Origin of the sequence: Qipengyuania xiapuensis (assembly GCF_019711395.1) — a bacterium.
In the GTDB taxonomy this organism is placed as follows: domain Bacteria; phylum Pseudomonadota; class Alphaproteobacteria; order Sphingomonadales; family Sphingomonadaceae; genus Qipengyuania; species Qipengyuania xiapuensis.
In genome coordinates this window covers 1,062,942-1,075,300 of the sequence record NZ_JAIGNL010000001.1, presented here as the reverse complement: position 1 = coordinate 1,075,300, position 12,359 = coordinate 1,062,942, and the positions used below count along the sequence as shown (strand labels likewise).

General features: G+C 62.4%; 11 protein-coding genes, 1 tRNA gene and 1 other RNA gene. 2 read left to right on the top strand and 11 right to left on the bottom strand.

Annotated elements, in window-relative coordinates:
- Positions 1 to 20 precede the first annotated feature (20 nt).
- From K3163_RS05480 to K3163_RS05460, 5 genes are all read right to left on the bottom strand, one after another.
- On the bottom strand, positions 21 to 2,525 hold the full coding sequence (locus K3163_RS05480) for an AAA family ATPase (protein ID WP_221553424.1): 2,505 nt from the start codon (positions 2,523 to 2,525) through the stop codon (positions 21 to 23).
- A 61-nt stretch (positions 2,526 to 2,586) separates the two neighbouring features.
- Positions 2,587 to 2,841, bottom strand: coding sequence for a hypothetical protein (locus K3163_RS05475; RefSeq protein ID WP_221553423.1), 255 nt, complete (start codon positions 2,839 to 2,841; stop codon positions 2,587 to 2,589).
- Entirely contained in the window at positions 2,838 to 3,044 is a 207-nt protein-coding gene (locus tag K3163_RS05470) for a helix-turn-helix domain-containing protein (protein ID WP_221553422.1), read from the bottom strand. Before K3163_RS05470 ends, K3163_RS05475 begins: the two co-directional genes overlap by 4 nt.
- A gap of 268 nt (positions 3,045 to 3,312) precedes the next feature.
- Entirely contained in the window at positions 3,313 to 4,482 is a 1,170-nt protein-coding gene (locus tag K3163_RS05465; RefSeq protein WP_221553421.1) for a tyrosine-type recombinase/integrase, read from the bottom strand.
- 174 nt (positions 4,483 to 4,656) lie between these two features.
- A tRNA-Tyr gene (locus K3163_RS05460) sits at positions 4,657 to 4,742 on the bottom strand.
- Between the two features lie 154 nt (positions 4,743 to 4,896).
- Between K3163_RS05460 and rlmB the strand changes: the two genes are divergently transcribed.
- Positions 4,897 to 5,688: a 23S rRNA (guanosine(2251)-2'-O)-methyltransferase RlmB gene (rlmB, locus tag K3163_RS05455; RefSeq protein WP_221428840.1), complete on the top strand. Its 792-nt coding sequence runs from the start codon at positions 4,897 to 4,899 to the stop codon at positions 5,686 to 5,688.
- A 25-nt stretch (positions 5,689 to 5,713) separates the two neighbouring features.
- Positions 5,714 to 6,568, top strand: coding sequence for a hypothetical protein (locus K3163_RS05450; RefSeq protein ID WP_221428841.1), 855 nt, complete (start codon positions 5,714 to 5,716; stop codon positions 6,566 to 6,568).
- A gap of 85 nt (positions 6,569 to 6,653) precedes the next feature.
- On the opposite strand, the gene K3163_RS05445 is transcribed toward K3163_RS05450, so the two are convergent.
- The 6 genes from K3163_RS05445 to K3163_RS05420 all read right to left on the bottom strand — a co-directional run bounded on the left by K3163_RS05445 (position 6,654) and on the right by K3163_RS05420 (position 12,355).
- Complete coding sequence (locus K3163_RS05445; RefSeq protein ID WP_221428842.1) at positions 6,654 to 6,926, bottom strand: HU family DNA-binding protein; 273 nt, start codon at positions 6,924 to 6,926, stop codon at positions 6,654 to 6,656.
- 245 nt (positions 6,927 to 7,171) lie between these two features.
- Positions 7,172 to 9,565: an endopeptidase La gene (gene lon / locus K3163_RS05440; protein WP_221429433.1), complete on the bottom strand. Its 2,394-nt coding sequence runs from the start codon at positions 9,563 to 9,565 to the stop codon at positions 7,172 to 7,174.
- Positions 9,566 to 9,701: 136 nt separating this feature from the next.
- Positions 9,702 to 10,043, bottom strand: a complete 342-nt coding sequence (locus tag K3163_RS05435) for a YbaB/EbfC family nucleoid-associated protein (protein ID WP_221428843.1) — start codon at positions 10,041 to 10,043, stop codon at positions 9,702 to 9,704.
- 16 nt (positions 10,044 to 10,059) lie between these two features.
- Positions 10,060 to 11,886, bottom strand: coding sequence for a DNA polymerase III subunit gamma/tau (locus K3163_RS05430; RefSeq protein ID WP_221553413.1), 1,827 nt, complete (start codon positions 11,884 to 11,886; stop codon positions 10,060 to 10,062).
- Positions 11,887 to 11,947: 61 nt separating this feature from the next.
- An RNA gene (gene ffs / locus K3163_RS05425) (signal recognition particle sRNA small type) lies at positions 11,948 to 12,042 on the bottom strand.
- Positions 12,043 to 12,076: 34 nt separating this feature from the next.
- Positions 12,077 to 12,355, bottom strand: a complete 279-nt coding sequence (locus K3163_RS05420; RefSeq protein ID WP_221553410.1) for an ETC complex I subunit — start codon at positions 12,353 to 12,355, stop codon at positions 12,077 to 12,079.
- Between the last annotated feature and the right edge of the window lie 4 nt (positions 12,356 to 12,359).

The following is a 12,359-nucleotide window of genomic DNA, read 5'->3' as shown; positions in this document are numbered from 1 at the left end:
CAACCCTTTTTCCCGTTGCTCTAGACATCATCGCCGCTGTCCCGATTTAGCCTCTCGGTGAACTCCAATTGGGCGACAACGCCACGCTGCTTTTCAATGTCTGCGGACAAGCCATTGGACAGTTTTCGAGTGGTGGCCTTGTAATATTTCCGGTCCTCCAGCAGGCCCGTGTCCAGCCATCCCTTGATGATCTTTTTTGCGGCGGCTTCTTCCACACCGAATTCGTCCATGATGACATTTCCAACCCATCGCGGGTTCGTGGTGGTTCCGCCGCGAGCCGACGCTGTGAAGCGGTCACCCAGCGGCTTTTCGTATTCGTCCCCGTCATAGGTGGCGAACCGCTCATCGCCATATTCATGCCCCTTGCCGTCTGGGCCGTCGTGGATGCGTTCCAGACACCGCAGGACGTCGTGAGGCGAGACACCGGCAAAGCTGTCTTTCGGCGTCCACGGCTCAGCCACCGCCACCCAATCGGTCCGTCCGTATTGGTCGCGGTTGCCCAGTGGGACGCCCACTTTCTTGAACCAGTCAGCACCGCCTTTGCGGGCGCGGTTGGACTTGGCGTTGACCAGTTGAATGTAGTCCTCGCGCTCGCTTTCTGGGACGCCCAGTTCCTTGGCGACATCGGCGGACATGGGCTGAATGACCAGCACGGTCCTGACAGCGCCGGACATGCTGGACGCGCCACGGCTGTCATCGGCGGACGCCATGCGGTCGTTCAACTTGCGGGTGTGATGGACCAGCACAATGGCAATGCCCAAGTCAGCAGCCAGAGACTTCCATGTCCTGACCACGACGTCGATTGCGCGGTTATCGTTCTCGTTCACGGCGTGGGATTTGACGAACGGGTCAATGACCAGCACGTCGATCTTGTCTCGGCGGATGGCCTCGCGCAGCGCTTCGTCCACGGGCTTGGCGATCTTCAGGCCATCTCTCTCTTCCACGACGGTGCAAATCGACTGGGTCAGGCCTGACTGGTAGGACAGGCGTCCATTTATCTGGCCCATGTTGATGTCGAAATGTCTGGCCGCGCCGATTAGCTGGCGTTCGATTTCTTCGCGGTCGTCCTCTAGGTTCCAGACACAGACGCGCAGTGGTCCTTCCTGAAGCGCGAAGCCCAAGAATTCCTTGCCGGTGGCCATGGACATGGCGGCGGCGGCGACCAGCGTCGATTTGCCGGATGCGGTTGGCGCGACAATGCTTGTGATTTCGCCGCGCTGGAGGATGGTTCCAAAAACCCACTGGCGTGGCCGCAAGGCGGACCCGTCCAGAGACGCCAGCGGCGTGAAACTGTAACCGTCTGACAGGTCTTGTCCTGACCAGAACTCGCTATCGCTGGCTGCGTCCACCGGCTCGCGCTCTTCGCGTTTACGTTCGTCTTGTTCCCTCGCCTCGTGAAGCGACCGGACAGCGGCCTTGAAATCGCCGCCGTGTTGGAAATGGACGAATAGATCGAAGGCATCGCCATAGCGGCCCTGTCCGCCGCCGAATTCCTGTCCAACCCCAGCGATGGCGTCTGACCCAGACAGGGAAACCCATGTTTCACCGTCGTCCATGATGCGCGTGGCATAAGAGCCGGACGTCTGCTTTGGCGAACGCCAATTAAGCGGGTCACGCGGGTCTTGCTTGTAGCCGCAGGACGCCAGCGCTCCGGCCAAGTCATTATTGGCGTTGAACTCATCAATGACGGAAACATCATCACCACGCTCGGCGCGGCGTTTCTCGCGTTTCCGGCGCGCTTCCTCGGCGGCCAGTTTGCGGGCCTCTGCATCGCGCTTGTCCTGCTGGAGGACGTCGGCAACGGCTCTGCCAGCGATACCGGACCACGGGTCCAGCCCGTGTCCATTGATACGCTGGAATTCGTAGAACTGCGGCTGGCCATCACCATCGCGGGCGTCGGGCGGGACCGTTGGCAGGATTGAGATTTGCGCCGCGCGGGCCATCACGACGTCGGCAACTATGCCAAGGCCCGCTAGGTGGCCCGTTAACGCCCGCTGGAGCGCGTTCCACGTCTCATAGTCCACCGTGCCCGCCAGAGGCACGACAACGCGCCAGCGGCGGCTCTGGAGCGTTGCGGACGGTGTCGAGTAGATCAGGACCGCAGCGCCGCCCAGAAAGCCCGCCAGCGCCTTTAGGATGGCTTCCTTGGGATGGTTGCCCTTGTCCACGTCCACGCTGAGCGCGTGATACTTGCCAAACTGGCGCTGGACGTCGTGGCTGCGTCCGTTCCATTCGATGAAATTGCTGGGAATGAATGCTGGAGCCTTGGACTTGGCCAGCGCCTCTGGCTTGCTGGCGCGCTCCCAGATTTCACCAAGGGTGATGCGCTTGTATTCGCCACCCAGCTTGCTCTTGCGGGTGTCTTCGATGTCGCGGAGCAACAGGACATTGTGAGACCGCCAGTCAGCTTGCGGTTCGGCAAGGATTTGGGCTGGTTTTGCTGTGACATCGGCGGCGCTTGGTGTATGCACTGACAGGCTCACTTTCTGCCCGTCGCAACGCCTTCCCTCGGCTGCGCCGGGCATTTTTGTTTGAGGACTTGGGCCTCTTCGTCCGGCAGGGTTTCCCTAAGTGAGCGCGCGCCGGTTACGACGTGTCCACCGGCACGGCGGCCCGATCTATTTCCAGCAACAGCTTGGCGAGCCGCTTGGGCTTGGGACTGGAGCGCAGGCGGCTGTCCAGCCACTCGCGGACTTCGCCTAGATCGAACTCGCGGACACCATCGGCGGACGTGGACACGCAAGCTGGAAACCGGCCATCGCTGGCCATGCGGGTCAGGCTGGCGGGCGCGACATGAAGCAACTTGGCCAAGACGTCCTGCCGGATGGTGGGCTGGTTCACGCGGCCTCGCCGTTCACGAAGCGGTGAATTTCGGCGCGCGGGACCATATGCTTGCGCCCGATTTTGACGGACCGGATGCGCCCGTCTTCGGTCATTTTCTGGAGCGTCGGGCGGCTGATATTCAGCAGCGCACAAGCGTCGGCGAACTCAACCAGCAAAGGCTGGTCAGTGTCTTCGCGGGTTCGTTTACGTTTAGCGGTCAATGGTGCCTCCGTTTGGATGAAGGCTATTTATTCAGCCCACATTTAAACCGATGGCAACAAGAAAAACCCGCATAAACCCTGCGCTTTCCGTTAACAGCCCCGCCCTTTACTTACCCTTCTATTTGGCCAGATTTACGCGTTAACAATCACGGCGCAATCGAACGGAATGCTATTAACAGAAACATTCCGGCCTCGCGGACAGGGTCGAAATCGGGCCTGTTTTGGCAGGTCCAACTTTTTTTCCACAGGGTGTCTGGCGGGCGTCCTGTCAGACGTTTTTGGTGCAGTGAGCGGACCAGCGGTCCATCAGTTCACGGCGCTTGTCGAATGGTTCGGCGTCGCGCTCATAGGCCCGCTGGACCTTGCTTCCCACGACATGCGCCAGCGCGCGTTCTGCCACGTCACCGTCCACGTCTGGGCACCGCTCGGCGGCCCATTGGCGGAAGCTAGATCGAAAGCCGTGGGGAACCGCTGTCAGGCCTTCCAGCCTGAGAATTCGGACCAGTGCCATGTCGCTGAGCGGCTGGCCTCGCTTCTGACCCGCAAAGACGTATGGATTGCCGGACACGCGCAGCAAGCGGGCACGTGCCAGCACGTCCATGGCGGCATCGGTCAGCGGGACGCGGTGTTCCTTGCCGGTCTTCGTCCGCTCGGCTGGGATGGTCCAGACAGCCTTGTCCATGTCGAATTCGTCCCACGTGGCCAAGCGGACCTCTCCGGACCGGCTCGCGTTCAGTATGGCGAACTCCAGCGCCAAGCGGCCATGGGTCACCTTTTCGCGGAGCGTGGACACGAACGCGGGCACGTCGTCATAGGCCATGGCCTCAAAGTGCTTTTCGCGGCGCGGTTGCTTCGGCAGCGCAGCGGTCACAGCGCGGCGCGAGAGACCGCTTTCCGCCCAGTTGTGCGCGACCGCGAAATCCAGACAGGTTGCGACACGTGCCAGCGCTCGGCGGGCCGCTTCCGGCTTTTCCAGCCATATGGGCCGCAAGGCGTCAGCAACATCGCCAGCGGTGATTTCGTTCACGGGCATATGTCCGATGGCTGGCAGGACGTGATTGTCCAGAGAGGCCTTCCAGCCTGTCTTGTGCTTGTCGTTCTTCCAGCCGGTCTTGAGGCTGGCATGGGTCTTGTCCGCGACTTCCGCCAGCGTGGGCGTGTCTGTGGGCTTGGTGACCACTTGTCCGCCGCGAACCTGAGACAGGCGGGCCTCGCCGGTCTTGAGGCTCCTGCGGATTTCCTGAGCCTTGGCGCGGGCCTCTGTCAGGCCCACGAAATCCAGACTGCCAAGTCCGCGATCAACGCGCTTGCCATCCACTTGGACGCGCAGCTTCCAATTGGCTTTTCCACTGGCCTGCTTGACCAGCATCAGCCCGTCACCATCGGAGTGTTTCCCAGCCGGTAATTTGGCGATTTCTGCCGCCCTCAACTTGCCCATGTCCAACCCTTCACCATTAAGTGTGGGCCTGAACCGGTAGGCCCACAGTCAGGCCCACTTAGCAGCGGTTTGGTTCGGTTTCCATTGGTTTGCACCGATTGCTACCGAAACCACGCATTTCTGCGGGTTTGGTTTACAATGGTTGGCAATGTGTGGGCTTGGTTTGCATGGCGGTGGTGGACAGGGCTGGATTCGAACCAGCGTACGCTTGCGCGGGCAGATTTACAGTCTGCTGCCTTTAACCACTCGGCCACCTGTCCACACCGGTTCGCCATTCTCTTGTCGGAAGAGAAATTTGCGGGGATTCGCCTAGGCATCCCCTGCCGAGAGGCGCCCCTTTGGCGAAGCGGCGCTTGCCTGTCAATGCCCTCGCTGGCAGGAGCGCGACGCAATATCGAATTGAGGACGATTTCCATGGCAAAAGGCGAACGCAAACGCGCATTGAGGGGCCGGGCCGGCCGCATGAAGGGCGGACGCGGCAGCGGCCGTGCTGGTGCAGGCAACGTGCGGCTCTGGGGCCGCCACGCGGTCGAGGCAGCGCTCAAGAACCCTGACCGGCAGCACCGCAAGCTGTGGGCGACGCGCGAAGGCATCGCTTCGCTGGATGGCGAACTGCCGCCGGACTTCCCGGTGGAATATGCCGATGTGCAGGATCTCGCGCGGCTCGTCGCCAAGGATGCGCCGCACCAGGGCCTGGTGCTCGAATGCGCGCAGCTCGAGGACAAGTTCCTCGACGAAGTGCTCGACGGCGATCCTGCCCGCCCGATCGTGGTGCTCGACCAGGTTACCGACCCGCACAACGTCGGCGCGATCATGCGCTCTGCGGTAGCGTTCAATGCTGCTGCACTGGTGACGCAAGATCGCCACGCTCCGCCCGAAGGTGGGGTTATCGCCAAGTCGGCATCGGGCGCGCTCGAGACGCTGCCCTGGATTCGCGTCGTCAACCTCGCCCGCGCGATGGAAGAAATGGCAGAGGCCGGATACTGGCGCATCGGCCTGACCGGGCACACCGAGACGACCTTCGCCGAAGCCCTGCCTGCAGGGCCGGTCGCGATCGTCCTTGGCGCGGAAGGCGAAGGCATGCGCCACAATATCGAGACGCATTGCGACGCATTGGCGAAACTTCCGATCTCTAACGAAATCGAAAGCCTCAACGTGTCCAACGCAGCTGCGATTGCGCTATACGCTGCAGCAACACGAAGCTGATATCCGGTTCAGGGGGAGATTGGACGTGACCTACTACTCGACGAAAATCCGCGCGGTGGCTCTGGCCGCCGCAAGTTCGCTGGCGCTTACGGGCTGTCTCCTGTCGCCGGGCGCATTCACTAGCGAGCTGCAGCTGATGAAGGACGGCACCTTCAGCTATTCCTACGATGGCGAAATCCAGATGCTGGCGCTCTCGAAGCTGGCGCAGATGGCGGACAAGCCCGAGGAATTCAAAGCCGAGTGCTACGACGAGGAATTCGAAGAGCGCGAGTGCACGCTGGCTGAAACGAACGAGCAGCGCGCCGAATGGGACGCCGCCGCCAGCCAGCGCGAAGCCAAGCAGAAGGAAGAGGCCGAAAACATGAAGGCCTTCCTCGGCGGGATCGATCCGTCGAACCCCGAAGCGGCGCAGGAACTTGCCGACAAGCTCGCCCGCCAGCGCGGCTGGGAAGAGGTCACCTACAAGGGTGACGGCCTGTTCGACGTCGATTTCCGCATTTCGGGCACGATGACCCACGACTTCGCGTTCCCGGTGATCGAGAAAATGCCGATGGGCAACATGTTCGTCACCATGGTGCTGCGCGACGGCGGGCAGGTTCGCGTCGATGCGCCCGGCTTTGCAGCACAGGGCGGCGGAAACCCGATGCAGGGCATGATGGCTGGCATGGCCGGCCTCGCGCAGATGTCGGAAGGTTCGGAAGGACAGGATCCCGGCAAGATCGTCGTGCCAGAGGGGACCTTCACCATCGTGACCGACGGACGCATCCTCGCCAACAACACCGACGAGGGTCCGGTCGCCCACTCGCGCGGCGAAGCGCTGGTCTGGGAAATCAGCCCGCGTACCGAGCAGGCGCCGACCGCGCTGATAACCTTCGACTGAAGCCTTTTGCCGGGCCCTGAAAAGGGAAACGCCGCAGCGACCAAGGTGGTCGCTGCGGCGCTCGATCCCTGTTTGAAGGCGCGTCTTAGTTGACGGCGTCCTTGAGGCCCTTGCCGGCCTTGAACTTCGGCTGGTTCGAAGCCGGAATGTTCATCGGTTCGCCGGTGCGCGGGTTACGGCCCGTCGAAGCCTTGCGCTTCGCAACCGAGAACGTGCCGAAGCCGACCAGGCGCACTTCGTCGCCGTTCGACAGCGACTTGGTGATTGCATCGAAAACGCCTTCGACCGCGCTTGCTGCATCGCTCTTCGAAAGGCCGCTCGAATCTGCAACCGCGCCGATCAGATCGTTCTTATTCATTATGTGGGAACCCCCTCATTTGGTGTTTTGAATTTTGTCCGGTGAATCGTCTCTCCGGGAAGCGGGGAATTGAGAGGCTTTTGGCCTCACTGTCAAAGGCAAATTCCGCGAAAATGGGCGGTTTTCGGCCTGCGAATTCGATTTCTGCGACGAATTGATCAGGCTGGCCGCCAGCAAGCACTACGGGCACCCAGAATTAACTCTGAGTGCCCGTCGCGATTCGCTGCGGTGCAGCGTATCTTTTGTTAATGCGCGGTCGGCGAGCTTGCCCCGCCATGTGCCTGACCGGGCTGGCTGGCGAGATCGTCGGCCTCGGTCCACTCGATCGGAGCGGGCAGCGAGCTGAGTGCGTGCTCGAGCACTTCGTCGACATGTGCGACCGGCACGATCTCCAGACCCTCCTTCACGTTCTCCGGAATCTCGGCGAGATCCTTCACGTTCTCTTCCGGAATGAGGACCTTCTTGATGCCGCCGCGAAGCGCCGCGAGGAGCTTTTCCTTCAGGCCGCCGATCGGAAGCACGCGGCCACGCAGGGTGACCTCGCCGGTCATGGCAACATCGGGCCGCACCGAAACGCCCGAAAGCGTCGAGACGATCGAAGTGACCATGCCGATACCTGCGCTCGGACCATCCTTGGGCACCGCACCTTCGGGAAGGTGGATGTGGATGTTCTTGCGCTGGAAGATGCTCGGCTTGATGCCGTAGTGCGGCGCGCGTGCCTTCACGAAACTGAAGGCCGCAGCAACACTCTCGTTCATCACTTCGCCGAGCTTGCCGGTGGTCTTGATCTCGCCCTTGCCCGGCGTGGTGACGCTTTCGATGGTCAGCAGTTCGCCGCCCACCTCTGTCCACGCGAGACCGGTGACCGCACCGACCTGTGCCTCTTCCTCACTCATGCCGTGCTTGAACTTGCGCACACCGGCGAAGTCGGAAAGGTTTTCAGGCGTGATCTTCACGCTTTCGGCCTTGCCTTCGAGGATCTTGCGCAAGGACTTGCGGGCCAGGCGCGCCAGCTCACGCTCGAGCGTACGGACGCCCGCTTCGCGCGTGTAATAGCGGATGAGGTCGCGCAGGCCGTCTTCGGTCAGCTCGAATTCGTCGTCCTTGAGGCCGTGGTCCTTGACCTGCTTGGGCAGCAGGTGGCGGGTCGCGATCTCGACCTTCTCGTCCTCGGTGTAACCCTCGAGCCGGATGATCTCCATGCGGTCGAGCAGCGGCTGCGGCAGGTTGAGGCTGTTCGCCGTGGTGACGAACATGATGTCCGACAAATCGAGGTCGAGCTCCAGGTAGTGGTCCTGGAACTTCGAGTTCTGTTCGGGGTCGAGCACTTCGAGCAGCGCCGAAGCAGGATCGCCGCGGAAGTCCTGTCCGAGCTTGTCGATCTCGTCGAGCAGGAAGAGCGGGTTGCTCTTGCCGGCCTTCTTGAGGTTGGTGACGATCTTGCCCGGAAGCGAGCCGATATAGGTACGGCGGTGACCGCGGATTTCCGCTTCGTCCCGCACGCCGCCCAGCGACTGGCGGATGAACTCGCGGCCAGTCGCCTTGGCGATCGACTTGCCGAGCGAGGTCTTGCCGACACCCGGAGGGCCGACGAGGCACAGGATCGGGCCTTTGAGCTTGTTGGTGCGCGCCTGCACGGCGAGATACTCGATGATCCGGTCCTTGACCTTCTCGAGCGCATAGTGATCCGCATCGAGGATCTCCTGCGCCTTGGCGATATCCTTCTTCACGCGGCTCTTCTTGCCCCACGGCAGGCCGAGCAGCACGTCGAGATAGTTGCGGATGACGGTAGCTTCGGCGCTCATAGGCTGCATGGCCTTGAGCTTTTTCAGCTCGCTTTCGGCCTTGGCGCGCGCTTCCTTGGAAAGCTTGGTCTTGCCGATCTTCTCGGTCAGTTCGGCAATCTCGTTGCCGCCGTCCTCGTCGCCGTCGCCCAGCTCGTTCTGGATCGCCTTGAGCTGTTCGTTGAGGTAGTATTCGCGCTGCGTCTTTTCCATCTGCCGCTTCACGCGGCCACGGATGCGGCGCTCCACCTGCAGCACCGACAGCTCGCCTTCCATGAAGGACATCACCATTTCGAGGCGCTTCAGCGGATCGGGTTCGACCAGCAGCGACTGCTTGTCGGAGACCTTGGCATTGATGGCAGCGGCGATCGTATCGGCCAGCTCGCCGGCATCATCGATCTCGCCGAGCTGTTCGGCCGCGTCTTCGCCGATCTTCTTGTTGAGCTTGGCGTATTCGCCGAACTGCTCGACCACCTGGCGCATCATCGCGCTGATCTCGGTGCCCGAGGCGGTCGGCTCTTCGATGATCGTCACTTCGGCGGCGACATGATCGCTGACATTGTGCAGCGCCTCGAGCTTGGCGCGCTCCTGCCCCTCGACGAGCACGCGAACAGTGCCATCGGGCAGCTTCAGCAGCTGCAGCACCTGCGCAATGACGCCGGTGTCGTAGAGATCGGAACCTTCCGGATCGTCACAGCCCGGATCGAGCTGCGAGAGCAGGAAGATGTCTTTCGATCCTTCCATCGCCTTCTCAAGCGCCGCCACCGACTTGTCGCGCCCCACGAAAAGCGGGACGACCATGCCGGGAAAAACGACGATGTCGCGAAGCGGAAGGAGGGGAAAGGTCTCGGTCATATTCATACTGTCCATCTGCGGCCCCGAAAGGGACCGTGTGTTGGATACGAATATGGGAACGCCCCCCGCGCTTCGCAACGCGGGAGGCGTCTAATCTTGGGGATTGGCGGTGGTTAAACCGCTCTCGGGCTCGTGATCAGCCGAAACCGGGGATGTTCATGCCCGGTGGAAGGCCCATTCCGCCCTGGATCGCCTGCATTTCCTCGGCCGACTTGCGATCGGCCTTGTCGCGCGCATCGTTGAAGGCGGCAGCGACGAGATCCTCGACCATCTGCTTTTCTTCGGGCTTCATCAGGCTCTCGTCGATATCGACGCCGATGATGCGGCCGCGGGCGGTCGCGCGGACCTTCACGAGGCCACCGCCAGCCGAGCCTTCGACCTCGATCGTGTCGAGCTTGGCCTGCGCTTCGTTCATCTGGGTCTGGATCGTCTCGGCGGCCTTCTGGGCGGCAGCGATCATCTCTTCCATCGATTTCATCGGTCTTTCCTCGTTCTCAGGCCCTGCGGTTCCAGGGTATTTCGCGCCGCTGCGGGGGGAGTTCGGCGCCGTCTTCCAACATTTCGGCATCGGGGAAGGCAGCTTCAACCGCTTTCACCATCGGATGTTCGCGCATGGCGGCTTTCGCAGCTTCGACCTTGGCCTGCTTGGCCTCCTCGATCGAGGGGACCGCCATCGCAGGGTCGCCGACTTCCAGCTGCCAGCGCGTGCCGGATAACGCATATAGCGCATCTTTCAGGATCGGTTCGATATCCTGGTCGAACCTCGGATCGCGCGAATAGACCAGCTTGCCTTCTTCGACGCTGATCGGCCTGACCTGGTAGCGCATCAGGTTCGCCGCCTGCATCTGGCCGACCTGATCGACCTTCTCGACCAGCTCCTCCCAATCGAGTGATGCCGTGGTTGCCGGCGCCGCGCTCTCACCCGGAGTGGCAGCAGGAGCAGGACCGCGCGCTGCGAGCTCTTCCAGCTTCTTCGCGAGCTTTCCGGGATCGGGGAGGTTCGAGGCATGCAGCACGCGCAGCAGCGCCATCCGTGCCGAGACCAAGGGATCGGGTGCCTGGCGGACTTCGTCGTGACCCTTGAGCAAGAGCTGCCAGAGGCGATGCACCTGCCCTACTTCGAGCCTTCCGGCCCATTCGGTCAGCTGCTCGCGTTCTTCCGCGGTAGAGGCCTCCGCCTCGCCGCCCGAGACCTGCGCCAGCGCGATGCGGTGGGTGAGGTCCATGAGGCTGCGCATGAGAGCCAGCGGCTCCACGCCGAGCGCATACTGATCGTCCACCGCCGCCAGCGTCGCCTTGGCATCGCCTTCGAGGATATGTGCAAAGAGCCGGCGCTGCGCACCGCGATCGGCAAGGCCGAGCATGTCGCGCACGCGCTCTGCGGTCACCTTGCCGCCCGTATCCATGTCGGCATGGGCAATCGCCTGGTCGAGGATAGAGAGGCCGTCACGCACCGAACCTTCGGCGGCATTGGCGATGATGTGGAGCGCCTCTTCTTCGGCCTCGACACCTTCCTTGCGGCAGATCTCGGCGAAATGGGCTTCGAGCAGTTCGACCGGGATGCGGCGCAGGTCGAAGCGCTGCGTGCGGCTGAGCACGGTGATCGGGAGCTTGTCGACTTCGGTGGTGGCGAAAAGGAATTTCACATGCGCCGGCGGCTCTTCCAGCGTCTTGAGCAACGCGTTGAAGGCGTTGCGCGAGAGCATGTGGACCTCGTCGATAATGTAGATCTTGTAGCGAGCGGAGACCGCCGCATAGCGGACCGCCTCGATGATCTCGCGAACGTCGTCGACGCCGGTGTGCGATGCGGCGTCCATCTCGATCACGTCGATGTGGCGGCCCTCGGCAATCGCCTGACACGGTTCGCATACGCCGCAGGGGCTGATCGTCGGACCACCCTCGCCGTCGGGACCGATGCAGTTCAGGGCCTTGGCGATGAGACGCGCGGTCGAGGTCTTCCCGACCCCGCGAACGCCCGTCATCAGGAAGGCATGCGCCAGCCGGTCACGCGCAATGGCGTTTGCCAGCGTGCGCACCATCGCATCCTGGCCGATCAGTTCGGAGAAGGTCTGCGGGCGATACTTGCGCGCAAGCACGCGGTAAGGCTGCGCAGGTTCCGACGGTGCGGCGGAAGGCGCCTCGACCGGAGCCGGCGCCGGTTCGGCGGGCTTTTCCACGAGAGGCTCTGCAGGCGCGGGTTCGGGAGCGTCTCCGAACATGGAATTCTGGCCGGCAGCCTCCAGTTCGGCGGCGCTCGGTGCGTCGTCCTCGACGTCGCTCTCCCACGGAAGTCCGTCGGTATTCTCCGGTGAATCACCCATGCAGGATTAGGTAGGCGCAGACGCGCCGAATGTCACATGCAGAGACGTTCGAATTGTGGGTGAAAAAGGAGCCGAGCGACCCGTCGCAATTCACCTGGGCTGCTTCCTTCCGGACCTGACCCGGTGAGCGAACGCAAACGTCCACCCGACTCCCGGCGCGCCATATGGCGATGCCGGGGCCAGAAATCAATTACCTAAAATTATCGGCGTAGGCCTGCAGCTTCAGCGTGTGCGGCGGGGTGGCGTGGACGCGTGCGGGGATGCCGTATTTCTCGGCATAGGCCTTGGCCTCGTCCTTGCTCGGGAAGGTGAGCTGCACCTGTGCCTGCGTGTCGCCGCTGCCAGTCCAGCCCATCAGCGGATCTGCACGGCGTGCTTCGGACTGTTCGAACTCGAGCACCCACTCGTCGGTGCGGGCCTTGCCCGACTGCATCGCGCTCTGCGGCCTTTGGTAGATACGTGCTGCCATAGTG

Coding starts and splice junctions, on each gene's coding strand:
- K3163_RS05435 (WP_221428843.1), bottom strand. CDS start 10,043: ATGAAATCGATGGAAGAGATGATCGCTGCCGCCCAGAAGGCCGCCGAG.
- K3163_RS05465 (WP_221553421.1), bottom strand. CDS start 4,482: ATGGGCAAGTTGAGGGCGGCAGAAATCGCCAAATTACCGGCTGGGAAA.
- K3163_RS05420 (WP_221553410.1), bottom strand. CDS start 12,355: ATGGCAGCACGTATCTACCAAAGGCCGCAGAGCGCGATGCAGTCGGGC.
- K3163_RS05430 (WP_221553413.1), bottom strand. CDS start 11,886: ATGGGTGATTCACCGGAGAATACCGACGGACTTCCGTGGGAGAGCGAC.
- K3163_RS05445 (WP_221428842.1), bottom strand. CDS start 6,926: ATGAATAAGAACGATCTGATCGGCGCGGTTGCAGATTCGAGCGGCCTT.
- rlmB (WP_221428840.1), top strand. CDS start 4,897: ATGGCAAAAGGCGAACGCAAACGCGCATTGAGGGGCCGGGCCGGCCGC.
- K3163_RS05480 (WP_221553424.1), bottom strand. CDS start 2,525: ATGCCCGGCGCAGCCGAGGGAAGGCGTTGCGACGGGCAGAAAGTGAGC.
- lon (WP_221429433.1), bottom strand. CDS start 9,565: ATGACCGAGACCTTTCCCCTCCTTCCGCTTCGCGACATCGTCGTTTTT.